19 protein-coding genes, 1 tRNA gene and 3 pseudogenes are annotated in these 26274 nt (G+C 42.8%); 18 read left to right on the top strand and 5 right to left on the bottom strand.

From position 1 onward, the window contains the following. Position 1: 1 nt before the first annotated feature. The 3 genes from JCM15907_RS05970 (at position 2) to JCM15907_RS05955 (ending at position 2792) form a co-directional block, all read left to right on the top strand. Positions 2-673 (top strand): YggS family pyridoxal phosphate-dependent enzyme, encoded by a 672-nt coding sequence (locus JCM15907_RS05970; RefSeq protein ID WP_025843105.1) that lies wholly within the window; start codon positions 2-4, stop codon positions 671-673. Positions 674-711: 38 nt separating this feature from the next. Continuing rightward, on the top strand, positions 712-1689 hold the full coding sequence (locus JCM15907_RS05965) for a dihydroorotate dehydrogenase-like protein (RefSeq protein WP_025843104.1): 978 nt from the start codon (positions 712-714) through the stop codon (positions 1687-1689). Positions 1690-1814: 125 nt separating this feature from the next. Further along, entirely contained in the window at positions 1815-2792 is a 978-nt protein-coding gene (locus JCM15907_RS05955) for a DUF5106 domain-containing protein (RefSeq protein WP_025843103.1), read from the top strand. A 189-nt stretch (positions 2793-2981) separates the two neighbouring features. On the opposite strand, the gene JCM15907_RS05950 is transcribed toward JCM15907_RS05955, so the two are convergent. Then, positions 2982-3950, bottom strand: a complete 969-nt coding sequence (locus tag JCM15907_RS05950; protein WP_025843102.1) for an NAD(P)-dependent oxidoreductase — start codon at positions 3948-3950, stop codon at positions 2982-2984. A 156-nt stretch (positions 3951-4106) separates the two neighbouring features. Here JCM15907_RS05950 and JCM15907_RS05945 point away from each other — a divergent pair. Then, positions 4107-4181, top strand: a tRNA-Pro gene (locus JCM15907_RS05945). Positions 4182-4380: 199 nt separating this feature from the next. On the opposite strand, the pseudogene ahpF reads toward JCM15907_RS05945, so the two are convergent. Both ahpF and ahpC read right to left on the bottom strand, forming a co-directional pair. Then, a pseudogene (gene ahpF, locus JCM15907_RS11060) lies at positions 4381-5926 on the bottom strand (alkyl hydroperoxide reductase subunit F). Positions 5927-6096: 170 nt separating this feature from the next. After that, positions 6097-6663, bottom strand: a complete 567-nt coding sequence (gene ahpC / locus JCM15907_RS05935) for an alkyl hydroperoxide reductase subunit C (RefSeq protein ID WP_025843101.1) — start codon at positions 6661-6663, stop codon at positions 6097-6099. Positions 6664-7334: 671 nt separating this feature from the next. On the opposite strand from ahpC, the gene JCM15907_RS05930 reads away from it, so the two are divergent. The 6 genes and pseudogenes from JCM15907_RS05930 to JCM15907_RS11050 all read left to right on the top strand — a co-directional run bounded on the left by JCM15907_RS05930 (position 7335) and on the right by JCM15907_RS11050 (position 11786). Then, positions 7335-8003, top strand: a complete 669-nt coding sequence (locus tag JCM15907_RS05930; RefSeq protein WP_148297473.1) for a hypothetical protein — start codon at positions 7335-7337, stop codon at positions 8001-8003. Next, positions 7997-8470, top strand: a complete 474-nt coding sequence (locus tag JCM15907_RS05925; protein WP_025843099.1) for a hypothetical protein — start codon at positions 7997-7999, stop codon at positions 8468-8470. Before JCM15907_RS05930 ends, JCM15907_RS05925 begins: the two co-directional genes overlap by 7 nt. 376 nt (positions 8471-8846) lie before the next feature. After that, positions 8847-9326 carry an arginine repressor gene (locus tag JCM15907_RS05920; RefSeq protein WP_025843098.1) on the top strand — a complete coding sequence of 160 codons (480 nt, stop codon included), beginning with the start codon at positions 8847-8849 and terminating at the stop codon, positions 9324-9326. A gap of 27 nt (positions 9327-9353) precedes the next feature. Continuing rightward, positions 9354-10097: an alkaline phosphatase gene (locus JCM15907_RS13690; RefSeq protein WP_051522415.1), complete on the top strand. Its 744-nt coding sequence runs from the start codon at positions 9354-9356 to the stop codon at positions 10095-10097. After that, positions 9992-11071, top strand: coding sequence for an alkaline phosphatase (locus tag JCM15907_RS12850; RefSeq protein ID WP_148297472.1), 1080 nt, complete (start codon positions 9992-9994; stop codon positions 11069-11071). Before JCM15907_RS13690 ends, JCM15907_RS12850 begins: the two co-directional genes overlap by 106 nt. Further along, positions 11068-11786, top strand: a pseudogene (locus JCM15907_RS11050) (DNA alkylation repair protein). The gene JCM15907_RS12850 and the pseudogene JCM15907_RS11050 overlap by 4 nt, the downstream one beginning before the upstream one ends. A 53-nt stretch (positions 11787-11839) precedes the next feature. Here JCM15907_RS11050 and JCM15907_RS13990 read toward each other — a convergent pair. Beyond that, on the bottom strand, positions 11840-12130 hold the full coding sequence (locus JCM15907_RS13990; protein ID WP_081773808.1) for a DUF3784 domain-containing protein: 291 nt from the start codon (positions 12128-12130) through the stop codon (positions 11840-11842). 265 nt (positions 12131-12395) lie between these two features. Here JCM15907_RS13990 and argS point away from each other — a divergent pair, with 265 nt between their 5' ends. Next, on the top strand, positions 12396-14186 hold the full coding sequence (gene argS / locus JCM15907_RS05905) for an arginine--tRNA ligase (RefSeq protein ID WP_025843097.1): 1791 nt from the start codon (positions 12396-12398) through the stop codon (positions 14184-14186). A 29-nt stretch (positions 14187-14215) separates the two neighbouring features. Continuing rightward, on the top strand, positions 14216-15379 hold the full coding sequence (gene mnmA, locus JCM15907_RS05900; RefSeq protein WP_051522413.1) for a tRNA 2-thiouridine(34) synthase MnmA: 1164 nt from the start codon (positions 14216-14218) through the stop codon (positions 15377-15379). 140 nt (positions 15380-15519) lie between these two features. Here mnmA and JCM15907_RS05895 read toward each other — a convergent pair whose 3' ends face one another. Further along, positions 15520-17055, bottom strand: coding sequence for a T9SS type A sorting domain-containing protein (locus JCM15907_RS05895; protein ID WP_025843095.1), 1536 nt, complete (start codon positions 17053-17055; stop codon positions 15520-15522). Positions 17056-17563: 508 nt separating this feature from the next. Between JCM15907_RS05895 and JCM15907_RS05890 the strand changes: the two genes are divergently transcribed. The 6 genes and pseudogenes from JCM15907_RS05890 (at position 17564) to JCM15907_RS05865 (ending at position 26266) form a co-directional block, all read left to right on the top strand. Further along, on the top strand, positions 17564-20023 hold the full coding sequence (locus tag JCM15907_RS05890) for a TonB-dependent receptor (RefSeq protein WP_051522412.1): 2460 nt from the start codon (positions 17564-17566) through the stop codon (positions 20021-20023). A 548-nt stretch (positions 20024-20571) separates the two neighbouring features. Then, positions 20572-21204, top strand: a complete 633-nt coding sequence (locus JCM15907_RS05885) for a MarC family protein (RefSeq protein WP_370664414.1) — start codon at positions 20572-20574, stop codon at positions 21202-21204. Between the two features lie 138 nt (positions 21205-21342). Beyond that, on the top strand, positions 21343-22323 hold the full coding sequence (locus JCM15907_RS05880) for a Gfo/Idh/MocA family oxidoreductase (protein ID WP_025843092.1): 981 nt from the start codon (positions 21343-21345) through the stop codon (positions 22321-22323). A gap of 146 nt (positions 22324-22469) precedes the next feature. Further along, positions 22470-23323: pseudogene (nfo, locus tag JCM15907_RS11045) on the top strand (deoxyribonuclease IV). Positions 23324-23339: 16 nt separating this feature from the next. Continuing rightward, on the top strand, positions 23340-24782 hold the full coding sequence (locus JCM15907_RS05870; protein WP_025843091.1) for a hypothetical protein: 1443 nt from the start codon (positions 23340-23342) through the stop codon (positions 24780-24782). A gap of 38 nt (positions 24783-24820) precedes the next feature. Beyond that, the gene (locus JCM15907_RS05865; protein WP_025843090.1) at positions 24821-26266 is read left to right on the top strand and encodes a DUF4836 family protein; all 1446 of its coding nucleotides are present in this window, start codon (positions 24821-24823) and stop codon (positions 26264-26266) included. Positions 26267-26274: the final 8 nt, after the last annotated feature.

Genomic DNA, 26274 nt, shown 5'->3' with positions numbered 1-26274 from the left:
AATGATTCAAGAGCGTATCAACGAAGTTAAAGCCCTTCTTCCCAAGGATGTTACCCTTATCGTAGTTACCAAAAACCACGGCATCGAGGAGATTTGGGAAGCATACAATGCTGGAATTCGTGACTTTGGAGAGAACCGTGTACAGGAACTCATGAGCAAAGTAAACGAACTTCCTCAAGATATTCGTTGGCATCTGATAGGCTCTTTACAACGCAATAAAGTAAAATACATTACTCCTTTTATCCATTCTATACAAAGCGTCGACTCTTTAGCTCTATACGAAGAGATTGCTCGTAGGGCTCGGTTGGCTCATCGACAAATAGACTTTCTTCTCGAACTACATATTGCACAAGAGACTTCCAAAGCTGGACTTCCTCTTATTGAGGTAGAGCCATTGATAAAAACAATAATGGAGCGAGAGAAAGATGCCCCCTATATGCGTCTCAGAGGTTTGATGACGATGGCCACCAACACAAACAACGAAGAAGAAGTAAGAGGAGAGTTCCGCAAAGCGAAAGAACTCTTCGATTATCTCCGAATGGGGATTATGGCGCATAGACCAGAGTTTGACACCCTATCTATGGGTATGAGCGATGACTGGAACTGGGCTGTAGAAGAAGGCAGCAATATGGTCCGCATAGGATCTTATATAATGGGAGCACGCTCCTATTGAGGATAAACAAAAGAAAGAACTAAAGAGAGAAGAACAATATGATAGATTTAACTTCTAACTATGCAGGTATAACCCTGCGTAACCCAATTGTAATAGCAAGCTCAGGACTAACTAACTCTGCAAAAAAAATCGAAGAGTTTGCATCGGCTGGTGCAGGGGCTGTAGTGCTTAAGTCTCTATTTGAAGAGCAAATTGACTCATTATCAGCCTCGCTATCTCAAGCGGGAGATTACCCTGAGGCTGTTGATTACATTTCTGAATACGTTAAAGCGAATGAGATTGGGAAGTACCTTGACCTTATACGCGAAACGAAGAGCCGAGTACAAATACCCGTTATTGCGAGTATTAACTGTTACAAATCTGGCGAGTGGACTTCTTACGCACGACAGATAGCAGAGGCTGGAGCTGACGCTATTGAAGTAAATATTATGCGTTTGGAAGGTGATATTAAGGCAGATGCCAGCCTCCTAATAGAGAGCTACGCCTCTATTGTAAGCGGTATCGTTAAGTCAGTTTCTATCCCCGTACAGGTTAAATTGGCAAAATATTTCTCTTGTTTGCCAGCTTTGATAGATCGTTTACGTCAGGTGGGGGCTGCTGGGGTTACCATCTTCAACCGTTCTTATCAAATGGACATCAATATCGAAACTGAGTCCATCACTGGAGGAGAAGTTTTTACCACCGCAGATTCTCTACCCGATACACTCCGTTATACAGGTATTCTCGCTGCTAAGGTGCCTCAAATACCTATATCTGCAACAACAGGCATCCACGACTATGAAGCTGTTATCAAATGTATAATGGCAGGTGCTTCTACGACGCAAATCTGTTCTGCCTTCTACCAAAAAGGCGCTGGCTACGTGCAAGTACTCTTAGATGGTCTTACTCAATGGATGGAAAAGAAGAAGTATACCTCTCTTAGCGAGTTCAGAGGTAAACTCAAAGCTCAAGACGAAGGAGATGGTACACAGTATATGCGTATGCAATTCATGAAATATTTCTCAAATAAAGAATAACCTCTTTACAAAAAAGGCCTTGGAAAAACCAATAGTGTTATTCCAAGGCTTTTTTACTTTCTGGAGTAGCAACCTCTTTATCCTGTCCTCTTTTATATTCTGAAGGTTTCATCATAAAAAAGACGATGTACAAAGTATTTTCTCAACGACTATTTATCTACACGGGGTTAATATCTCTCCTGCTCATCGTCGGGTGCAAGAACTCCGATGCCAAGTCGGAGCATCAGCAAGCTGTAGCAGCCATCTCAATGGTGCAAGACAGCACAGCCACCGAGGAAGAAGAGATCGCTTTCCCCCCTCCAGCAATTCCGCTAACTATTCAAAATGCTCACGAAAGAGCCTTGTACTACGTACAGCACTTTTGGGACAATTGCGACTTTGATCAGCACAAGCTCTTACAGTCTCCCAAGAAACTCGAACAGTCTCTCGTAAATCTTTTGGGCGTAGCGCTCTACTTCCCAGTAGATAAGGTACAGAAATCTCTGATTTATCCATTGGAGCGGTCGCAAGACTCTCTCTTTCTCTTCTTTAAGAATCAATACGAGCGTTATCTCTACGAGCCTCAATCTCCTTTTTTTAATGAAGAGTATTACCTACCCATCGTCGAATGGCTCGCCGAAACTCCCAAAATAGACTTAACGACTCAAGAAAAAACCAAATACTTCGCTCGCTTGATGAAGCGCAATCGTGTAGGATATTTGGCTGAAGATTTTCAATTTCTAACCTCCGACAGTGTATCTTATACTCTGAGTAATTTCCGAGGTAAGGCTACTATTTTAATGTTTTATTCGCCTGGGTGCCACAGTTGCCAAGAGGTTATTGCAAAAATGAAAGAGAATATCGAGCTACGACAACTGATACAATCGAAAAAGAGCAACCTCCTTTTTATCAATGCTGAAGATAATTGGGACGTATGGAGAGGTAGCATAGAAGAATTGCCCTCTTTCGGAATTGCTGGATTCAATAGCGATGGGAAGGTTACAGAAGTACCTCTCTACGATTTGAAATATAGCCCAACACTCTATCTACTCGACCAAGAGGGCAAAGTTGTACTTAAGGACACGACTTTTGAGCATATAATGGAGCGCATCAAAGAGCTATAATTGACTCTTTCGCCTCGGAGGAGGCTCCCTCCACTACCATAAAAGCTTTGAAAAGGCTCTCCCTCTTGTCTTAAAGGGAACTGTTATACAAGTTCAAGGAACAGAAAGGAACGAGCCAAAGGCACGAAAAAAATCCCCATACTTTTACGGAGAGTACGGGGATTTCTTATAGGGTAAACAGTGAGAGTATTAAACTGAGACCAAACTCACAGCTCTATCTTGTAAAAAAAAGCCCAGTATATTGTCCGACATTTCTCGAGCCATACTAACTCGAGCATCGTATGTTTGCGTACCCACATGAGGTGTCATGACTACGTTTTCCATTGAGAGAAGTCTCTCATCGGGTCTATCAGCATCTTCAAAAACGTCTAAACCAGCTCCTGCTATCCATCCCTCTTGTAGGGCAATAACCAAAGCCTCCTCATCCACTACAGCTCCTCGTGCCGTATTTATTAGGAGTGCCGTACTTTTCATGCTCCTAAGACGCTCTTTGTTAACCACGTGGTGTGAGTCCTTATTGTATGGCATATTGAGCGAAAGAATATCAGCCTCTTGAAAAAGAGTATCAAGAGGAGTATAAGTAACCTCCAACTCTTTCTCTACTTCTGTAGAAAGTCTGTGGCGGCTGTAATACAACACCTGCATACCGAAGGCTTGACAACGGCGCGCCACTGCCTTACCTATATTGCCCAATCCAATTATACCGACTCTCTTTCCCCACAAATCAATGCCAAGCATCTCCAAACGAGAGGGCTTAAAGGTTCGTCCCTTATGGCGTAGGGTACGATCCCACTCAGCCACTCGGCGAGAGGCGGAAAGCATCAACGCAAGAGCCAACTCTGCTGTCGGAGCTACCACACTCTTAGGTGTATTAGCAACGGCAATACCTTTAGATTGAGCATAAGCCACATCTATATTATTATAGCCAACAGCATAATTGGCAATCAAGCGGAGCGAAGTACCCGCATCAATAATCTCCTTTTGTATAGGAATATCGAAAACTGCCCCCAATGCTACACATTCGGGCAAATGGCGCATAATCTCTTCTTGGGTAAAATCTCGTCCTTTAGGAGGACGTACCAACTCGAAGTGTTGTTCTAACTCTTCAAAACCCTCTGTAACAGTATCAAAGGCTATAAGTATCTTCTCTTTTTGCATAGTACATTGATTGAGATAGTTACAAAGGTACGAAATGAAGCCTAAAAGAAAAATCAAGAAAAAAGTATAAAGGTATTGCAGTATTAAAATAATAATGTACCTTTGCAGTGCTTTTGAGGAGGACAGGGGTTTACAAGCCTTACTTCAAAGAAGTATCGGGGTGTAGCGCAGTCCGGTTAGCGCACCTGCTTTGGGAGCAGGGGGTCCTGTGTTCGAATCACAGTACCCCGACAAAAATCAAAAAGCACTTTCTTTTCAAGGAGGTGCTTTTTTTACTTTATGCGCACAGCTCTTTACTTTAGTAAAGAGCTGTGCGTAGGGAATTAACCCAACAATATACAAGACCGTTGTACGGATATCAGCAGGCAACAGATCGAAGCCTTTTGGGAGATCCGCACAACGGTCTCTATTATTTTAATCGATCCTACTCTTAGGAACGAATACGGTCTTCGAAAGCAGAGAGTGCAGCCTTTGCCCCCTCGCCCATAGCAATTACAATCTGCTTATAGGGTACAGTAGTACAGTCTCCCGCTGCGTATATCCCCGGAGTTTGAGTACGACAAGAAGCATCTATGATGATTTCGCCACGTTCGTTAGTAGGGACAAGTTCTTCAACCAACTTCGTATTAGCAGAGAGTCCTATCTGAACGAAAACACCATCTAAAGCGATCTCTTTTTCCTGTCCGGATTTTCTATCCGTTACGATGATAGCTACTACCTTTTTGCCATCTCCTTTTACCTCTTTTGTTGCAGTGCTGAGCAAAACATCCACATTGGAGAGCTCTCGAACCTTCTCTTGAAGTACGTTGTCTGCCTTGAGAACATCCAAAAACTCTACCACGTAACATGCTCACAGATACCTGCCAAGTCTATGGCAGCTTCGAGACCAGAGTTACCACCTCCCACTACAGCGACTCTTTTGCCCTTGAAGAAGGGACCATCGCAGTGTGCACAGTAAGCTACCCCACTCCCCGTATATTCAACTTCTCCTGGCACACCTAACTTACGCCAAGAGGCTCCCGTGGCGACAATTAAAGCAGGGTGGCAAAGCACTCGCCCGAAGAAGTACGCACGTAAGAGATACCCCCATTTTGCTCAACAGAGGTTACTGTTCTCGCTTCGAACAAGGAGATATTATTACCCTCGGCATGTGTTAGAAGGTTTTGTGCTAATTCAGCTCCTGTCGTGTAGGGCACGGAGATTAGGTTCTCAATACCTACCGTTTCATTAACCTGACCACCGATGCGCTCGGCTACGACCGCCACTTTCAACCCCTTACGAGCCGAATAGATAGCCGAGGCTATGCCCGAAGGGCCTCCCCCCAAGACCACAAGGTCAAAGGCTTGTGCCTCTTGATTGCTAACCTCCTTTACTTCAGAGCCATACGTCTCTTCCAACTTGTTGAGCAATGTAGCCAAATCGCCCCTCCCCACATGGAGTACCTTATCGCCTGCCATAACGCAAGGCACAGAAGCTATACCCAATGCCTCCACTTCGTCAGGGAAGAAAGCTCCATCTACCATCGTATGAGAGATATTGGGATTTAAAATAGAGAGTAAATTCAGAGTCTGAACGACATCGGGACAATTGGTACAACTCAATGAAACGTAAGTTTTGAGTTTAACAGTACCACGAATCGCTTTTACACGACGTTGTACACCTTCATCTGGGATATTCTTTCCAATCCCATCCATATTGAGTAGAGCAAGAAGCAAGGATGTAAATTCGTGCCCTCCAGGAATGCCTCGAAAACGCACTCCCGACTCTTGATTATCCACGAGAATGGAGATGCAAAAGCCCTCCTTTTCTTCAAAAACCATAGAGATTTGAGAAGCGGTAGAAGCTAACTGCTCCAACATAGTCTTAGCCTCTTGATAAGAGGGATGAGATGGGAGTGTGCTTAACCTTAGCGTATATTGTTTCTTTAACGGAGCAAAGTAATTACTCAACTGCTCCAGTGTATCTTTGTCGAACATAGAAAGTATTATTTGTCTGTTAGTAGTATTTCCTCTTTGAGAGCCTATTAATGCTCTTTTTCATAGAACGAAGCTATGCTCTCTGCATACAAAAAGAGCCCTCGAAAAGGATAATTCATAATCGAAGGGCTCTTTTTAAAGTTTTGGTTGTTTGGGTAGGAGAAAGCGGATTAAATCTTTCCTACAAGGTCAATACTGGGTTTAAGTGTTTGTTGCCCTTCGCGCCATTTAGCAGGACAAACCTGTCCGTCGTGAGAAGCTACATATTGAGCTGCCTTTATCTTACGAAGGATTTCTTCCGCATCGCGACCCACACTATTATCGTTGAGTTCTACAATTTTGATAACTCCCTCTGGATTTACCACAAAAGAACCACGGTAAGCCATTTGATCCTCTTCGATAAGGATACCCAAAGCACGAGTCAAAGCACCTGTTGGATCTGCCAACATAGGGTATTGTACTTTCTTGATAGCAGAAGAAGCATCTGCCCAAGCCTTGTGTACGAAGTGCGTATCGCAGCTGCAAGAGTACACCTCCACGCCGAGTTTCTTGAACTCTTCGTACTTATCTGCCAAATCTTCCAACTCCGTAGGACAAACGAAAGTAAAGTCCCCGGGATAAAATACTACCAATGACCAATGACCTTTAAGATCTTCGTTAGTAATCTGTTTGAAAGCTCCGTTGTGATAAGCGTTAAGTTTGAACTCAGGAAAAAGGGTGTTTAGAATAGGTGTCATAATGTATGATATATTTTGTATTAAAAATTCTGGTGCAAAGGTCTACATAATTGCCCCCCCTCTCAACAGATATTTTATATAGCTCTATAAAATATATCTATATCGTCCCCAAAAACAGGAACAATCGCTCTTTCTAAAAGGGTATATAGCTTACTCGAAAAACCTTTAATCCTTTTGGGCAAAACCATTAACCCTTACACCGAAAACCCATAATGCTTACAGATGAAAGTATTAATCCCTAAGAGATGACAATCCTAAATCACTTTTTTATGGCTTACAACTCTTCTTGCATATGCTCCAGTGTCAAGCATGGGGAATATCTTCCACAAAATTTTTATCTTCGTTGACTTTCTTTAGGGACTACTTAGCTCGCCGCACGGAATATCTTCCACAAAATTTTTATCTTTGTTCCGTAATGCACCTAATTGTATCATCAAGAAGAGAACTATTGTAGCGTCGTCACATTACGACCTTCGCGTTGCCCAATAGCCTCAGAGGTGCTGTGTGGTTTGCTGGGGCTTATGCCCAAGAATAGATGGATAAACTCATATTATTAGATAATTCTTTTTACTATGAAAATGAAATGCTTTACCAGGTTAGGAGCGCTTAGCCTATTTGTGCTCCTAGCCCTAGTCCCCGCTCATGCACAGTTGGGGAAATATGTCAAGAAGTTGAAGACCAAGACCGAGGAGGTCGCCAAGGAAGTGACCAATGAGGTTAGTCAGCAATTGGACGTGGAGCCTGCGCAGGCTCAAGGATCGACTCAGCGCCAGATGCAGAGCAATCTCCCTAAGACGGACGAAGTCGATCCTCTGGCGATCATGAAACAAGTGCAAATCGCAGAGCAAACCCCAGACAGTTTCTACGCCCTAGCCAAGCAGAGCGATCATGGAGGGGCATTTGATCAGACGCTAGACACTCGTGCGCAGTTTGAGAGCCTTGCCTATTACCTTCTGAGGCTAAAGAAAGCCGTAGAGCAGCGCGATATCGAGTTCATAGCTTGGCCCGATGACAACAAAGCCATGCTGTACTTCCTTACGTTGCTGAATAATCCTAAGCGTGAGCAGGTACAAGACTTTCGATGGAATGATTGGGATATGGAATACCAGCGAGTAGCGGCGGCAGTTCAAAAGATATTGTTGTCCCCTTTTAACGGCTCTGCTACTCGCTCTCGCTTCAGTGAGGCAGAGCAACTCAGGAGGATCTATAAGTATATGCAGACGGCGGACCTGAGCCCAAATCTAAAGAAGTATTACCTCTTCCAAGCTGTGAATAAGCTCTCTGGAGAGCTTGTTGATGGCAATCTAAGGGATTCAGATCCGAGGTGCAGACTATGGTAGCCTCACTCAAGCAGATGTATGCCTCTATGGATCAGGAGTATCAAGCCATATACCCTAAGCCAAGGACACTGGCAGAGATGAAAGCCGAGCAGGAGCGAAAAGCCGATGAGCGGGTCAAGAGTGCGCAGGAGGAGTATCGTGAGCGACAAGAACGGGTCTACGATATGCCCAAGCCTGGGCGTATGAACACGCCCCAGATGATTGCGACCTTTGAGCAAATTATGCGCAAGCAGTGGCCCAAAGACAAAATCGTCAAGACACTGATCAAGAGTGATGAGTGGAAAATCGAAGATACCAGTACGGGTAGATATAGGATCGTCTTTGGCTATGTTATCGTGAAGAAGCCCGATGGGCGCTACCAAGCGATCCCTTGCTCTATGGCGGGAAAGTGGGTGCCCGGAGCTGGTAAATATGGGCCATACCACTACTATTCGTTGGGGAATCCTTTTTATGTAGACTATCGTTAGGTATAGTTTCTAAGTAACTTCAATTAAGGGGCTGTGGGGAAATTTGAGTTTTACCACAGCCCCTTTTAGACGTGTTAGGGTGTGCAACAAACCATGAAAGGCACTTTTCTTGTTTTGGGCAAAACCATTAACCCTTACACCGAAAACCCATAATGCTTACAGATGAAAGTATTAATCCCTAAGAGATGACAGTCCTAAATCACTTTTTTATGGTTTACAACTCTTCTTGCATATTCTTATTTTCTTGTCAAAATAGATTATAAATCTTTGATATTCCTACATTTATACTTTCTATTTTTCTCCATCGGTTTATTTTGTACTTTTGTCATAAGAGAACGTTACAAAGGCGGTAAAAACCAATAAGAGAATATAGAATATGGCTTCACCAAAAGATTATAGACAAGCTCTTATATGTAGACTTATTAAAAGTAACAATATCTCTGATCAAAAGATGTTACAAAAGCTCCTACAAGCCAATGGGGTTACAGCTGGGCAAGGTACCATCTCTCGAGATCTTTTGGAATTACATATTACCAAAGAGCGTTATGCCTCTTCGGGCAAACCTACTTATTATAGTCTGCCTGACGAGAGAGTCCAGATTTCAGAAGAGATGGTGCGCTTTATCGGCACAAAAGGCTTCCGCTCACTTCAAATATCGGGCAATCTTTCTGTCATAAAAACAGACCCCGGATATGCTTCTTGTATAGCATGTGAGATTGATGCCCTACACTCCCCTGTTGTTTTGGGCACAGTGGCAGGCCATGACACTATTCTTATAATACACGCAGAGAATACTCCCCGACCTCACATTAGAAAAACCTTGGGAGAGGTTATCCCCGAACTTCTCGAACCGTAACCTATACAACACTATCTACTTTACATAATGAATATAAAATCTATCCTTCTTTCAGTAGCTCTACTATTGAGCTTTGGAAATACTCTGTATGCAGGACTACCCGAAAAAGTAGCTCCTGTCAAAAACATCATTGTGATGATTCCTGACGGAACTTCGCTCTCTACCATTTCGCTCGCACGGTGGTACCAACGTTACCTCAACAAAGAGGCTAAACATCTCAACATGGACCCTCTGATTAGTGGTACAGTGGTTACTTTCTCTTCCGATGCTCCGATAGGAGACTCTGCCCCCACAACCAGTTGCTATATGACAGGCATGCCCTCACAAACGGGATTCGTAGCTACTTATCCCGAAGCGACCGACCACGACTTGATACCTGTAGACCCTAAGCGAGCCTTCCAACCTATGGCAACTATTTTAGAAGCAGGTAAATGGCTCCTTAATAAACGCTCTGGATTGGTGGTAACATGTGAGTTTACCCATGCCACTCCTGCCGATTGCGCTGCCCATTCGTATAGAAGAAGTAGAAGAGACTGGATTGCTCCTCAAATGGTACACTTGCCTGTTGATGTTATGTTAGGCGGAGGGACTGCCTTTATAACACCAGAGCTGGCACAAGCCTTAAGGAACAAAACATCACCTATATCGAAAAAGATCTCTCTGCCATGCGGGCTTTCGAGGGAGAGAAGTTGTGGGCACTTTTCAGTGACTATGCCCTGCCCTACGATCTTGACAGAAACCCTCAAAAAGTACCTTCGCTGGCAGAAATGACCCAAAAGGCTCTCTCTTTACTTGATCATAACAATAAGGAGGGTTTCTTCCTAATGGTTGAGGGAAGTAAGGTAGACTGGGCGGCTCACGCCAACGATCCCGTAGGTATGGCCACAGAGATGCTCGCCTTTGACAAGGCTGTGAAGGTCGCATTAGATTTCGCTCAAAAGGATAAAAATACCGCCATCATCATACTCTCCGACCATGGTAACAGCGGTATGAGCATAGGACTCCAGCGACTTAAAAAGTACGACAAAGCCTCTGAAAAAGAACTTTTCGGACATCTGACCTCTATTCAAAAGACTGCCGAGGGGATGGCTCAACTTCTTAACCAAACCCAAAGAGAACAAGCTCAAGAGTTATTTGAACAATATGCCCAAATCTCCTTAGATCAAGAAGACTTAGAAGCTCTCTTCCACTGCAAGTCTTACAAGAATAGCCCTATACCTCTCGAAGAACGCAAAGGTATCTCTACCGAAAAGGGGTTATACAGCCAAGATTTATCCTCCGTTATTTGCGCTATTTATAAAAAGTATCTTCCCTTTGGATTTACGACCCATGGGCATACAGGTGAGGAAGTTTTACTCGCTTCCTATCACCCTGAAAATCATCGTCCCACAGGTATGGTGTTGAACACAGAGATTAATGAGTATCTATGTCGCTTATGGGGTCTGGAAAATAGACTACCTCAACTAACTGATGAGGCTTATGCTCCCCATAGTAAAGTATTTGCCAATTATACGACCTCTATAAAAGGAGAAAGCAATAAGATACCTCAATACCTCGAAGTGAAGTTAACGAAGAAGAAAAAGTTGCGCATCTACCCCTTCACTCCCAATATGGAAGTGGGTACTGACAAAGAATTTCAACAAGGAACAGCTAAAAAATTCCGAGCTCCCAACAATGCTGTTGTAGATAAAACAGAAACATTCTACCTCAACAATCGCATCTTACAAATTATCTCTGCTCGATGAAAACATCAGAAGCTCAAGAAATCTACACTCTTCTATCCGACCAAGCCGACCCTCACCAAAGAGAGGTGCTTATGCGTTTCTTCAAGACAGGCAAAGGAGGCTACGGAGAGGGAGACCAGTTCTTAGGCTTGCCTGTTCCCATAATACGCAAAGAGGCAAAGCAACACCTCTCAACCTCTTTCGATACACTGCGAGAGCTTCTGCAAAGCCCATGGCATGAAGTGCGACTTTGCGGTCTATTGATTTTAGTGGAACGTTTTGAGCGAAGCAAAAAAGAAGAAGAACGAGAAGAGATATACCGCTTCTACCTCGCTCATACCGATCGAATAAATAATTGGGATTTAGTAGATCTCTCTTGTTACAAGATAGTAGGGAATTATCTGTTAGATAAGAAACACGATGAGCTAAAGCGTTTAGCCAGAGTGATAACCTTTGGGAGCAACGCATCGCTATCGTATCGACTTACGCCTTTATCCGAGAGGGGTATTTTACAACAACGATAGCTCTGGCAGAACAACTCCTCTATCATTCTCATGACTTAATGCACAAAGCCGTTGGTTGGATGCTTCGAGAGGTGGGTAAAAGAGATATTGAAACGCTTATAGCATTTTTAGATCAATATGCGAGTAGTATGCCTCGCACTTCGCTTCGTTATGCTATCGAGAAGTTACCCGAAGAGCAAAGAAAGCATTATCTACATCTCAAACGGAAGTAACTTGGTGGATAACAAATAATATTTATAATTGGGAATAGAGACTTTTTGAGTCTCTATTTCTTTTTTCTATTAACTATGACAAGCATTACCCCTATAACAGACAACGAAAGTACAAGCCATACAATGTGTGTTATAGTACGATCGGGCAAAAACATAAATAAGATGGAGAGACATCCAAGTAGCGATAGACAAATTAGAATAGTCCGCTTAACGTAGCCAATATCAATCTTCTTCCGCTCCTCTTTCGACATCATATTATATCCTGCAATAAGGGAGGGGAAACGATAGCACAAAAGGCCAACCGAAAAACACAGAACACCAATAATCAAGAAATAATATGTCATAACAGATCTATAGAATACTTGTTACCACGAAAATAAGATAAAAATTCTTTCTCTCTTCTATTACACAAAAAGAGGTTATTGCATTCTTTCTCACAAGAGAGCATACTATGGATTCAAAAAGAGTAGATTTCAAAAGATTTATTCCACAATCTCCTACAATATGTATCTCCTTTATTGGCTAATAGCTAACTTTGCACGGAAAATAGTATCGGTCGATACTATTCTCTTTGACATGTAAGTTCATTCATATTTTATCAACTGCCCAATGTCTTTACAGCAACAGTTATCAACGGCTTTTAGCACAACTCTTGAAAAACTCTACGGAGCTCAAGCGTGCAAACTACTACAAATACAGAAAACGCGTCCCGAGTTTGAAGGGCATATCACCTTGGTTGTTTTTCCTCTTCTCAAACTCTCTCGAAAGAAACCAGAAGAGACTGCGGAAGAAATTGCGAAAGCACTCCAATCCTCTTATGAATGGATTGCTAGCTACAATGTAGTGAAAGGCTTCTTGAACCTCTCTCTTACCCCCTCTTTATGGATAAGTGCGTTGCAAGAAATAGGTAACACTTCGGACTACGGGCACAAAAAGGTAACAGAAGAGGCTCCATTGGTGATGATTGAGTACTCCTCGCCCAATACAAACAAACCCCTACACTTAGGACACATTCGTAATAATCTACTTGGCTATAGTCTTTCACGTATACTTGATGCCAATGGTTTGAAAGTCGTCAAGACCAATATCGTAAACGACCGGGGGATACACATATGCAAGTCTATGCTGGCTTGGATAAAGTGGGGTAACCAAGCTACTCCTGAGTCCACTGGTAAGAAGGGAGACCACTTAGTTGGGGACTTTTATGTTGAGTTCGACAAGCACTATAAAGAGGAGCTTAAAGAGCTTATGGGCAAAGGGATGAGTAAAGAGGAAGCTGAGAACGCCTCTCCTCTGATGAAAGAAGCAAGAGAAATGCTCCGCAAGTGGGAAAATGGCGACGAAGAGGTACTATCTCTCTGGCGCACGATGAACCAATGGGTCTACGATGGATTCGATGAAACGTATCGTCGTCTCGGGGTGGATTTTGACAAAATATATTACGAAAGCGAGACCTATCTACGGGGTAAAGAAGAGGTACTTCGAGGCTTAGATGAAGGGCTCTTTGTGCGTCACGAAGATGGTAGCGTATGGGCAGACTTAACCCAAGAAGGGTTGGACGAAAAAATTCTTCTCCGCTCCGATGGTACCTCTGTATATATGACACAAGACATCGGTACAGCCAAGTTGCGCTATAAGGACTATCCTATAGATCGTATGGTTTATGTGGTAGGCAACGAGCAGGAGTATCACTTCAAAGTACTCTCCCTCCTTTTGGACCGATTGGGCTTTGCTTTCGGCAAGAGTTTAGTACACTTTAGCTATGGTATGGTAGAGCTCCCCAACGGACGTATGAAAAGCCGTGAGGGTACCGTGGTAGATGCCGACGACCTAATGGACGAAATGATTGATGCAGCCGAGCAAATAGCCAAAGAGGCGGGGCGAGCAGCCGACTTCAGCGACGAAGAGCGTCGTGAGGTTGCACGTCGTGTAGGCTTAGGCTCGCTCAAATACTTCATCCTCAAGGTAGATCCACGCAAGAATATGACATTCAACCCCGAGGAATCTATCGACTTCAACGGAAACACCGCCTCTTTTATACAGTACACCTATGCTCGTATCCGCTCTTTGCTCGAAAAAGCAACGCAGAGTGGGGACACCTTTTCGGACAAACTTACAACTGTAACCACCTTATCGGCTCGTGAGATTGAACTGATACAACAGCTCTCTGACTATCCTTCGGTTATCGAAGAGGCTGGGCGCATCTATAGCCCTGCACTCATTGCCAACTATGTGTACGATTTGGTCAAGGCATACAACTCCTTCTACCACGACTGCCCAATTATGAAAGAGTCCGATGTAGCCCTCCGTGGAGTGCGTCTCTTCCTCAGCCGTACAGTAGCCGACACCATCTGCCGTGCAATGGCTTTGTTGGGTATCGAAATGCCCGAAAAGATGTAATCACCGCCACTCCTATTACTTAAATCCCTATGCGCTATCCCTTACCTCCACACATTTTAGAGCTTTCCCGCGATACTCGCATCGCTTTGCTGGCATCGGGCGGGGTAGATAGCTCCGTGGCGGCGCATTTATTGATAGAGGCTGGCTTCCGTCCTGACCTTTACTATATACGCATAGGTATGGAGGACGAGGAGGGATACATAGATTGTCCTGCCGAAGAGGATATGGAGATGGTTACTTTGCTGGCTCGCAAATATGGCTTGCGCTACGAGATGATAGACCTTCACAAGGACTATTGGGAGCGTGTGGTTAATTATACCATCGAAAGTGTACGTAAGGGACTCACACCTAATCCCGACATGATGTGCAATAAGTTCATCAAGTTTGGAGTTTTCGAGGAGCGTATCGGGCATTTGTACGACTATATCGCCACGGGGCACTATGCCTCTACGGAGATTATAGGGGGCAAAACTTTCTTAGCCACGGCTCCCGATGCGGTGAAAGACCAGACCGATTTCTTAGCGCAGATAAACTTTCAACAAATCTCTAAACTTCTTTTCCCCTTGGGGCATCTGAATAAGCAGCAAGTAAGAGAAGTTGCTTTAGAAGCAGGCTTAGCCAATGCACAGCGTAAGGATAGTCAAGGCATCTGTTTTCTCGGGAAGATTAACTATAACGACTTTATCGAACGCTACTTAGGTAAGAAGCCTGGGCGGATAATCGAGTACGAAACGGGAAAAGTATTAGGCACCCATCAAGGCTTTTGGTTTCACACTATCGGGCAGAGAAAGGGTCTCGGGCTTAGTGGTGGTCCGTGGTTTGTGGTGAAAAAGGATTGTAAACGTAACATTATACTGGTTAGTCGAGGCTACGACCCATTGACTCAATATGGCAGAGAGATATACATTGACAAGTTTAACTTCATTACGGAAGATCTTTTTGACTATGGAGCCGTAGGCAACCCGCTATCGCAAGAGGAACTTGATGCAGGACTTCCCATCTCCATAACACTGAAGATACGACACACTCCCGAATTCGTTCGAGGACTTATCTATAAGCGAAAAGAGGGGGGATATAGGATAGAAAGTGCTGAACCCATACAGGGCATTGCTCCAGGACAATATGCGGTTATCTACGACACTGATGAGCACATTTGTTTTGGTAGCGGTATGATTGTTCGAGGGGAGCGTTAGAAAGCATCTTTTTCCTCTACTGTATTTGAAGTTTCCATAAGATTAAAAAGAGGGAGCAGTTGGTCATACCAGCTACTCCTTCTTGTTTTTAAGGCTATTAAAGGGTATTAATACCCTCACTTACAAACCTTCAGATTGAATTATCTCTTTAAGATAACTCTCGATTGGTCTCCAACACGTAGTATGTAGGTACCCACTTTAAAAGACCTCAAATCTATCTTCTCTATTAAACTTACCACACGTACAGAAAGAAGCAGGCGTCCATCTTCGGCAAATAACTTAGCCTCTGTGGGGTTATCAGTATTGTTGCGAAGAAAAAGATAGTCTGTGGTAGGATTAGGGTATATGCTAATAGCATCTTTCTGAATAATCTCATTGGCAGTATCCTTCCCCTCATAAGGGATTCCTGGGTAAGGTGTTTTTCCGCCATCATAGTCGTATACGCTCCAAGATTTTTCTTTTGCCTTGTTTACAGATGCTACTGTACACTGGTTCTTTTCGGATTCATCTTGGGTATCAATAAGGATAAGAGTTGCCATATCGTCTTTTATTCTCGTTGGCAATGTTTCTATAAGTTTGTCCATTTCCTTATCTTGAAGGGAGTTACCATAACAAGTAACAGAAAAGACACGAGGATTAGCAGAAAAATCCAGTGTTTCTAATTGATTGTTATTACACCAGATGTATTCAAGATTGGGAGATGTCGAGAGATCTAACGTCTTTAATTTATTTGTATGACAAGAGAGAGCATTCAAAAGGGGACATTTAGATAGGTCTAAAGAAGTCAAAAGATTGCCATAACAAACGAAAAGATCGAGATTGGGTGCTATTATAGAGAGGCTTTCTGTTTTACAATTAGAGATATAAAATTCGATCAAAGAAGTCGAGTTTAGAGAGAAGTTTTTTATTTCATTCTGATCACACTGTAACTCTTTCAGTTCTTTATTGTTTGTTAGATCTAACGCAGTTAATTTATTTGCATTACACTTTAGAACTTGGAGTTGAAGATTCTTTGAGCAGTCTATTGAGGTCAATAAATTATAATCACTATAAAACTCTCTCAATGCAGTCAGGTCACTCAAGTTGAAAGTCGAGATTTTGTTTCGTTGAAACGATAGTATTTGTAGTTTCTTATGATTGTCAAGATTTAAACTGGTCAGCTTATTTTCGCTACAATCTAAGTACTCTAATTGAGTGTTTTGGGATAAATCCAGCGTTTCAAGATCACATAGACTGCAAACCAGCTTCTTTAGCTGGGTATTGTGTGAAAAGTCTAACGAAACGGACTGATTATCATGACAATTAAATTCTTTAAGAGAGGGTGCTTGGCTTGTATCTACCGACTCCAACTCCCAGTAATTACAGTATAAAGAAGTAATATCTCCTCCTATAAAGATATCTTTCTGTAGTACTTTGTAGTAATTGTGGACTTCGCCTAAAACCTCTTTTTGTTCCACAAACTCTATTCCCTCTACCACAAAAGATCCATTGGCAGCAATTTCCATCCGTAGCACTGAACCGACCTCTGCTTGGGTTTTCAAGCGAATGCCTTTTACCTCTGTTTGCTTACTCTTTTGGGGAGCGATGGTTTGATAAAATCCTTCACCAGCTTGTGCAGTGGTGCAGAACATCAAAAATGTCAAAGAAAAACATAAAAAGTAGAATGCCTTCTTCATATACTATAAATTAAGGTTCTTAAATTCCTATTATTCTTAGTGAAAGAAGAACCCATTACTTTCACTAAAAATGAGATTGATATTCGTCTTTCATTTTGTGGTGTGTACATTCCTTGAGTCCCCAATGAACTCACAATAGCTCCCAAGAAAAGATAGCTTGTTATAGAAAAACAGATCAATTCCCCTACTTCCTTTCTACAAAAAGGGACTAACCTGCTCGAGAAAAAATCTTACAATAACTTCTCTCTAATATCTCGCAAAAAGCCTATCGAGAGGCACTCTTGGAAGTCTATATGTCAATCCACACATAGTGTTTTGCATCTTTTTCTGAGAAAGTCCTCTTATTTTTATGTCTGCAAATATAAAAATATCAAAATAAACACAATACATTATCTTACTCTAAAAGCCAACTCATGGGTAGTATATATCTTTTATATGCTCTTTGAAACTCAATAAAAGGGATGAGTATTTCGTTTTCCTCTCGTGGTAATGTATATTTGCATCTGCAATGAAAAAGAATAGATTTCAAAAGAGGTGGGGCTTCCTTTTGGGGGTACTACTCCTTACTATTGGTAACTCTTGGGCGCAAAGTGTACGCGTCTATGGTTATGTACTGGATCGAGAGCGCAAACCGATTGAGTTTGCCAACGTAAAAGTCAAAGGACGAGCGTTGGGAGCTTCGACCAATCTAAAAGGATACTATTCTTTTTCACTCCCTCTCTCTACCGACTCCCTCATCATAGAATTTAGCAGTTTAGGATATAGATCCGTACAGAAAACATTTCCTAAAGGCATTCAAGCCGACCTACGACTCAATGTTGAGCTTCCAGAAACAGCCACCGAAATAAACACCGTTACCGTCGTTGCCTCTCAGAAGAAGCAACAAAACATGGAGCGCATATCAGCAGAAAACATCCGCATCAACAGCTCTCCTACCGGGGGCGTTGAATCGCTGGTCTCTACCTATGCAGGAGTAACCCAAAATAATGAATTGAGTAGTCAGTACTCTGTACGTGGAGGTAGCTATGACGAAAACATGGTTTACGTAAATGGGATGGAGGTGTACCGCCCTCTTTTGGTACGCTCTGCCCAACAGGAGGGACTTAGTTTTGTCAATCCAGAAATGACTCGCTCGGTAAACTTTTCGGCGGGAGGATTTACTGCTGAGTATGGAGACAAAATGTCTTCCGTACTGGATATTCGCTATAAAATACCAGACCGCTTCGAAGCCTCTGCTGAGGCAGGACTGCAAGGGTCTCAGCTCTACATAGGCTCTCGTCATGGAGCTTTTACACAAGTAACGGGTGTTCGTTTTAAGAATGGCAAAGCTCTACTAAATACATTCGATACCAAAGGCGAGTACGAACCGCTCTACTTCGATGCACAAACCTACTTAACCTTTCGTCTCAATAAGGCTTGGATGCTCCATTTCTTGGGCAATACCTCTTCCACGCATTACTCCTTTATCCCTCAAACTCGAGAAACTTCTTTCGGCACGCTAACCAACGCCAAGACTCTAAAAATTTACTTCGATGGTCGGGAGCGCGATCACTTCCTTTCTTTCTTTGGCTCTTTAGGAGTTTCCTTTACCCCCTCTACAGAACAGAGACACAGCCTCAACATAGGGCTGTACAATAGTAAAGAGGAAGAAACGTACGACATAGAAGGAGCCTACTACCTTGACAATACGCAATTGCATGGAGAGAGCAAGAACTCTTCTGACATCTCGACCAATCTCAATGCTTTAGCTACGGGAACCAACTTAGAACACGCGCGCAATCGATTGAGTTATACCCTATTTACAGCCAGCTATAACGCTCTGTGGAAAGTGCTCCCTGCCCATACGCTAAAGGGGGGAATCTCATACCGCAGAGAGTTGGTAAGTGATCATATCAGCGAGTGGACTCGAAGAGACTCGGCTGGTTACAATCAACCTCGCCAAGAAGAACGTATAGAGATGCTCTACAACCTCTACTCTTCCAACTCGTTACAGAGCCATCGCTGGGCAGGCTACCTTATGGATGAAGTGCATTGGGAAACCTCTATTGGAGCTTTCTCCCTCTATCCGGGAGTGAGAGCCTCCTATTGGAGCTTCAATAAAGAGTTTATCATAAGCCCACGTTTGGTAACCTCATTCTCACCTAAGTCAATGCCCAAAGTTACTTTCCGCTTCGCTTCGGGCCTTTACTACCAAGCTCCTTTTTACAAAGAAATACGTACCACTGTAACCGATGCCAATGGCAACAACGAAGTACACCTAAACCCTTCGATACGCTCACAAGGCTCTCTACACTTCCTCGTAGGGAGTGATTACCAATTTAAGATAGAGGACCGCAACTTCCGACTATCCACCGAACTCTACTACAAACACCTCTACCACCTTAACCCTTACGTTGTAGACAATGTGAAGGTGCGCTATTTAGGCGACAATATTGGCAAAGGTTACATTGCTGGGGTAGATGTGAAACTCTTCGGAGAGTTTGTTCCAGGAGTTGACTCGTGGCTGACTGCCTCTCTACTCAAGAGCCAACAGCACATCCCCAACGTAGGCTCTATGGCGTTGCCCAATGCACCAAACTACAACTTCTCGCTATTCTTCCAAGATTACTTCCCTGGCTACAAAAAGCTACGCCTTAGCCTAAGAGGCGTTTTATCGGGCGGCTTGCCTCAATTCCGCCCTTCACGTAATTTTGAGATGCCTGCTTTTACGGGTGCAAGCTATAAACGTGTCGATATGGGGCTTATATACCGACTCTACGATGAAGAGACACTACCCCGACGAAGAATGGGGAAATCGTTTCTCTCAGCATTCAAAAGCATAGATATTTCGCTGGAGTTTTTCAATCTTTTAGACAATGCTAATGTCAGTGGATACTATTGGATAACCGATGCTTTTAACCATCAATATGCCGTACCGAACTATCTTACACGCAGGCAGATAAACGTTCGCTTGAGAGCCGACTTCTAATCTTGTCGAGAGTCTCTGCAGGGGCTATGCTTTACCCTTCTTAATCCTACACAAAATAACTTTAAGACCCTCACAACGCTTACTATAACCCTATCCTTAGAAAGGTATAAGGGTTTTGCCCAAAAGGGTTAATGCTTAGAAGCAAAAGCATCGATGGTTTCAACCCCAAGGTAAGTCGTTTAGAAGTACAATCTCCATGAAAGCAAAAAATACCACCACCTCTTGTCTCTAAAAGGATGCTGTCTTTAAGACAAATATTAGCATCTCTTTTTTCTTTAACCTCTTTATAAAAAAATGGAAATAACTACCTTTGTTGGCGAATTACAGAGGAGGCTATCCACGAGGCTATAGACTACTCCTTAGAAGCCCTATTGGAGCTACTATTCGGAAGAAATAAGGAGGAGTAGGAACGGAATGTAAGTGGGAATGCGGAGATACATTAATTGAATGTTCGCTATTTTGGTGTAACAACTCCATAGAGCCCCTCCCCCTCTGCCTATTTACTATACGAATAAACAAAATCGCTATTTGAATTAAATAAAAACAGAATTACTATGTGGGATAGGATAACCGCAGACTTTGGCAGTATTAGTATAGAAGCCATTGGCGCTGCCTTTGCCCTGCTCTTTGCAGCAGTGGATATTATCGGGGCAATACCTATTGTTTTGGATTTGAAGCAGAAAGGGAAAAAGATTAGTGCCGAGGTTGTAACCTTAGGTTCAGGCGTGCTTTTCTTCGCTTTCCTTTTTGTGGGAGAACCTATGTTAAGCATCTTCGACATTAGCCGAGAGGTCTTTTCTGTAGCAGGGGCTATTGTACTCTTCGTTTTAGCTGTAGAAATGCTTTTCGGGATACAGATATTCAAAGACGACGGCCCCGAGGGGGGAGCTAACTTCGTACCGCTCGTTTTCCCTCTCTTTGCAGGAGCTGCCACTTTTACTACTCTGCTTACACTTCGTTCGGATGGGCATTCTTATACAAATATATCCATTGCTATGGTAGCCATCTTGGTGCTCATCTATCTAATGTTGCGCTTTGTGGGCATTATCGAACGAGTTTTAGGAAAAGGGGGGATATTTGCACTCCGTAAATTTTTCGGAGTTATCCTTTTGGCTATATCGACCAACATTTTTATCAAGAACTTAGTTTTAGTTATAGACGGTTATAATATAGCAGGATAACGATTTTATAAATAAGGTATTTAGTCTAAGAGATAAGTTGAACAGAGACCGACCGAACCTTTCGGCACTCTATTCAATTTATCTCTTTAGTTTTACATAGAAAGGCTACTTTTGGCTATAAATAGAGAATGTGACGATATGAGAAACTTTGCATTGATAGGAGTAGCAGGCTATATTGCTCCTCGCCACCTACGAGCTATTAAAGACACAGGGCATCGGTTAGTCTCTGCCTACGATCGTTTCGATAGTGTAGGAATTATAGATAGTTACTTTCCCGAGGCCTCTTTCTTTACAGAGCAGGAGCTTTTTGACAGACACAACTCTAAGTTACGAGGTTCCCAAGAGGCCATTTCTATGCTCTCTGTATGTACACCCAACTATCTGCACGATGCACACTGTAGGTATGGTCTCCGTTTAGGAGCAGACGTAATTTGCGAGAAGCCCTTAGTGCTAAACCCGTGGAATATAGATGCTCTACAAGAGGTAGAGAAAGAAACGGGTAAAAAGGTCTACAACATATTGCAACTACGCCTACACCCCTCTATTGTTGCTTTGAAAGAGAAGATAGAACGCTCTGAAAAGGATACTCTCTTCGATGTAGACCTTACCTACATAACCTCTCGGGGTAATTGGTATTACACCTCGTGGAAAGGAGACGAATCCAAGAGTGGAGGAATAGCAACCAACATCGGTATCCACTTCTACGATATGCTTTTGTGGGTATTCGGACCATTACAAAAAAACATTGTGCACTGCAAAGAACACGACCGCTGTGCAGGCTACTTGGAGTTTGAACGTGCTCGTGTACGTTACTTCCTCTCCATCAATGCCACGGCACTCCCCATTGATGTCGCCAAGCAAGGTAAGCGCACATTTCGCTCTATCCAAATAAATGGCGAGGAGTTTGAGTTTAGCGATGGTTTCACAGAGCTACACACCGAAAGTTATAGAGAAGTGTTGGCTGGAAGAGGCTTTGGTCTCGAAGAGGTACGTCCTTGTATCAGTTTGGCACACGATATACGCCACGCAGTACCTATTGGATTAGTGGGAGACTATCACCCAATGGCGAAGTTACCACAAGTAGCGCATCCCTTCAAACACAGCTATCTTTCCATATAGAAAGGAGGAACTATGGGGCGTTAGTTTTCTCTCCTTAGTACATATAGGTTCTAAAGACTATTTCTCAACTTAACAAAGTTGTGTAGGGAGTAAGAATAATCCTCCTTTTTGTTTTTAATGATAAAAAAGATTAATTTCGCAACGTGATGATAAATAAATATATAGGAGCTCACGTAAGTAGCTCAGGTGGAGTGGAACATGCTGTTGAAAATGCTAAAGCTATCGGAGCCAAGGCTTTTGCCCTTTTCACTCGTAACCAACGTCAATGGACACCTCCCCCTCTTAAGCAGGAGAATATTGAACGTTTCAAAGAATTAATGCACGAGTATGGTTTCTCGGCAGATTATGTTCTTCCCCACGATAGTTACCTCATCAATATGGGCAACCCCGACGGGGCAATGCGAGAGAAAAGTAGTTTAGCATTCCGTGATGAGATGAAACGTTGTGAGCTTTTAGGGCTTAAACTCTTAAACTTTCACCCTGGAAGTCATCTTAACACTATCTCCGAAGAGCAGTGCCTAACCTATATTGCAGAAGAGGTTAATAAGGCACTGGAGGCTACCTCTGGTGTAAAAGCAGTACTCGAAAATACCGCTGGACAAGGCTCCAATTTGGGTTTTCGTTTAGAGCACTTGGCATATATCATTGACAAAATAGAAGATAAGAGTCGGGTAGGTGTTTGCATTGATACGTGCCACACCCTCTCTGCTGGCTACGAAATACGTACTCCAGAGGGTTACAAACATTTTTGGAGTGAATTTGATCGCATCATCGGACTATCCTACCTGTCAGGCATTCACCTCAACGACTCTAAGAAAGAGTTGGGTAGCCGAGTAGACCGCCATGAGAGTATGGGTAAGGTACTATGGGTATGGAACTCTTCCGTATGATAATGAATGACCCCAACTTGGACAATTTACCCATTATTTTAGAGACTCCCGACGAATCTCTTTGGGCAGAGGAAATACAAACTCTATACACACTAATAGAAACAAACTAACTAAACACAAGACATTATGAAAAAGATGAGTTTTAGTTGCCTACTCTCCTTGGCAATAGTAGCAACTCTCGCTCTTTTTACCGCCTGTAACAAAAAAGAGCCCAAAGAAACACCTCAGAGCCTCTTGCTCAATACTGTTCCTCAAGATGCCAGTATGGTTGTAGCCATAGGTGTAGATGCCATTATGGATGCCTTTGAACAGAAAGAATTGGAGGAAATGGCCTCTCCTCAAATAGTAGCTCAAATCAAACTATTCAAGAAGAATCTTGATACGCAAAAGGCTATCCTTTTTGGTCGTATGTCTCCTATGGGAAACAATAGTGTAATTACCACTGTAATTAAAGATTATAATGCTTTTGTAGAAACCATTACAGCCAGTGGAGCAACAATAGAGGAAAAATCGGGCTTCAGTACAGCTCAGCTCTCTCCCTTCCATATCATTTTCGATAAAGATCAGGTGTGGGTTTGCTCTCTCTCCGAAAGAGATAAAAAGTTGGCAGAAGAGTCTTTCAAGTTGAAAAAGGAAGCAGGTCAATCTATTAGAAGCATAAGCTATATCAGGAGCATTTTGGACAACGAAATGGGCATTTACCTTAATCTGAAAGCTATCATCTCTGGTTTAGACTTTACAGATGCAACTTGGCAAAAGCCCGCGTTGGACGACATCAATAAGTACAATACTTGTCTTTTGGGTAGCATAAGCCTCAAAAAGGACAAGTTTGCTATTTCTGCCGCCCTTTTAGATGACAAAGGCAACGCTTTAGGAGACAAGCACAACATTGCCAGAGCTATTGACAAAACCCTATTGGACTATTTAGAACTCAAACAAGACATTTTTGCAGGCGTAGCTATTAAAAACGAAGCCTTTGTAAAAATACTTGAGAACCTTGCCATCCCTGCTGTACAGCAATTTATGCCTATTCTCTCAGCCATAAATGGTACAGTAGTCATTGCAATAAATGCTAAGAGTACTGCGATAAATACCCCCAAAGATGTAGAGGGTACTATCTTGATACAAACTAAAGGGAACAGTGCTGCTCAACTATTCCCTACTATATCGGATATGTTGTCAGACTTTCATGATAAAAATGGAAGTAAAGATGGCAACGATTTAGCACTAAACCTACCCTTCGGAGATTATGTATTCGGCTTTAGAGAAAATGTTCTTTATCTTGCACCAACTCCTCTCGCTAAAAAACCACAACCCAACTATAACAATCACCCTATTGCAAATACCTTGATACAGAACGATATGGGTTATATAATTTGTGACATGAAGAGTAATGGTACGATAGCTCATATAGCTAAGCAAGTATTAGACTATCCCCTCAATGGCTATGCTGTTTTGAGCGTACGTCCCGATGGGGCAACGCTCTTGCTCCAAAATGAAGCAGCCTCAATAGCCTCTCTAATTCACAAAATAGTAATGTACCAAAAACGTTACATCGAAGAAGAGTAAAAATACATCTATTATAAACCAACAATATTAAGTTTACTATGAAAAAGATACAGATTGCCCTCTTAGCAGTAGCAACGCTACTACTATCGCTTACAATGGTAGGCTGTAAGCGTAAACAGCAGTTAGACCTCTTACACTCTCTACCACAAGATGCAAGTATAGTTTGGGTATTGGACGGAGCCTCTATATACGAAAAGGCTGGAGGTGAGGCTCTACAAGAGGTTTTGGGATCTCCTGTTTTCAGTCAGCTCTCACTACTCACGAAGTGTATCGACGTGAAGCACATTGTCTCTTTCCAAGAACCTATCGAAGAACAGTTGGTCATAACCGCCAAGGTTACCGATGCTAAAGGCTTGAAAGATCTTTTACTCTCTGCCTCTCTCTCTGTAAAGGAAGAGGATGGACTTTACTCAACTCAAATTGACGACAAAGCATTGCTTTTCAACGACCGTCAGCTTTGGTTGGCTTACAACGCAAACTCTACAGAGATTGCCATGGAGTCGATTAAGAGAACCCAAGAGCAACTCCCCTCTTTTGCCGATACGAAAGGCATTGATAAGATGTTCGATGGCGACATAGGCTTCTACATCAACCCCGTCAAGTCGGTAAAAGAAATGGTCGTGCTCTTCGGTGTCGATACTCAAACATTTGCAGACAATCGTATCGTAGGTAATATATCTTTTGAAAAAAAGGATATAAAGAGCTACTTCGAGGTCATCGACCGTGAGGGCAAACTCTTCACAGGGGTGGTAGGCAAGCCTATGAAAATAGATAGCAAGATATTGGAGTACTTCCCCCAATCTACCAATATATTGTTTGTTCAGGGCAGTAAAAACAAGGATTGGCAACAAGCATACGAAAAGCTACCTGCCACATGGCGCACTCCTGCTATGCGAACCGTTTTATCCAACCTCAATGGTACCACCGCCTTTGGAGCAAAGCTTGCGGAGATATACGAACTACCCGAAACAGCTACTATTATAGCCCAGGTAACCAAAGGCAAAGAAAAAGAGGTACAACAAGCCGTTATCAAACTGATGGGCATAGCCCCCGAAGATCTTACCTATGTGGATAATATAGCCTCTTTGGAGAACTTCCTTTTCGGCACTATATTCATAGGTTATGTAGAGGGAGCTGTCTATATTTCTCGCTCTCCAATAGGCATCAACAAGCCCTCTTTCTTGGAAAACGATCTTAGTCGATTGGCTAAAGATGAGAAAGGATATTTTCTCGTCGATATGCGAAAGGGAAGTTCTCTTAACAGCATTATGCAACGCACTTCTTTGGGCGAGTATTACGATCTTGACGCCTTTATTGCTTTTAGTAGTAATGGTAATACGGGAGAATTTGTCTTCCACAACGAAGCCTCTACCGACAAGAATATCTTAGAGGGCATAGTACGTGCCATAGCAAAGGCAGATAGGGACTCGGACCTCGAAGAGACAGTAGTTGTTGATCAAGGACAAGAAGAATCGGATTATTAAGTAGTTTC

The organism is Porphyromonas gingivicanis JCM 15907 (assembly GCF_000614585.1).
Taxonomy (GTDB): domain Bacteria; phylum Bacteroidota; class Bacteroidia; order Bacteroidales; family Porphyromonadaceae; genus Porphyromonas; species Porphyromonas gingivicanis.
The sequence above is the reverse complement of the archived record's forward strand: the minus strand, read 5'-3'. Positions and strand labels throughout refer to the sequence as shown.

Excerpts from the sequence above, each read along its gene's own strand:
- JCM15907_RS05895 (WP_025843095.1), bottom strand. The coding sequence starts at position 17,055 with ATGAAGAAGGCATTCTACTTTTTATGTTTTTCTTTGACATTTTTGATG.
- JCM15907_RS05880 (WP_025843092.1), top strand. The coding sequence starts at position 21,343 with ATGAGAAACTTTGCATTGATAGGAGTAGCAGGCTATATTGCTCCTCGC.
- ahpC (WP_025843101.1), bottom strand. The coding sequence starts at position 6,663 with ATGACACCTATTCTAAACACCCTTTTTCCTGAGTTCAAACTTAACGCT.
- JCM15907_RS05865 (WP_025843090.1), top strand. The coding sequence starts at position 24,821 with ATGAAAAAGATACAGATTGCCCTCTTAGCAGTAGCAACGCTACTACTA.
- JCM15907_RS12850 (WP_148297472.1), top strand. The coding sequence starts at position 9,992 with ATGCGGGCTTTCGAGGGAGAGAAGTTGTGGGCACTTTTCAGTGACTAT.
- argS (WP_025843097.1), top strand. The coding sequence starts at position 12,396 with ATGTCTTTACAGCAACAGTTATCAACGGCTTTTAGCACAACTCTTGAA.
- JCM15907_RS05925 (WP_025843099.1), top strand. The coding sequence starts at position 7,997 with ATGGTAGCCTCACTCAAGCAGATGTATGCCTCTATGGATCAGGAGTAT.
- JCM15907_RS13990 (WP_081773808.1), bottom strand. The coding sequence starts at position 12,130 with ATGACATATTATTTCTTGATTATTGGTGTTCTGTGTTTTTCGGTTGGC.
- JCM15907_RS05950 (WP_025843102.1), bottom strand. The coding sequence starts at position 3,950 with ATGCAAAAAGAGAAGATACTTATAGCCTTTGATACTGTTACAGAGGGT.
- mnmA (WP_051522413.1), top strand. The coding sequence starts at position 14,216 with ATGCGCTATCCCTTACCTCCACACATTTTAGAGCTTTCCCGCGATACT.
- JCM15907_RS05890 (WP_051522412.1), top strand. The coding sequence starts at position 17,564 with ATGAAAAAGAATAGATTTCAAAAGAGGTGGGGCTTCCTTTTGGGGGTA.
- JCM15907_RS05965 (WP_025843104.1), top strand. The coding sequence starts at position 712 with ATGATAGATTTAACTTCTAACTATGCAGGTATAACCCTGCGTAACCCA.
- JCM15907_RS05870 (WP_025843091.1), top strand. The coding sequence starts at position 23,340 with ATGAAAAAGATGAGTTTTAGTTGCCTACTCTCCTTGGCAATAGTAGCA.
- JCM15907_RS05920 (WP_025843098.1), top strand. The coding sequence starts at position 8,847 with ATGGCTTCACCAAAAGATTATAGACAAGCTCTTATATGTAGACTTATT.
- JCM15907_RS05970 (WP_025843105.1), top strand. The coding sequence starts at position 2 with ATGATTCAAGAGCGTATCAACGAAGTTAAAGCCCTTCTTCCCAAGGAT.
- JCM15907_RS13690 (WP_051522415.1), top strand. The coding sequence starts at position 9,354 with ATGAATATAAAATCTATCCTTCTTTCAGTAGCTCTACTATTGAGCTTT.
- JCM15907_RS05955 (WP_025843103.1), top strand. The coding sequence starts at position 1,815 with ATGTACAAAGTATTTTCTCAACGACTATTTATCTACACGGGGTTAATA.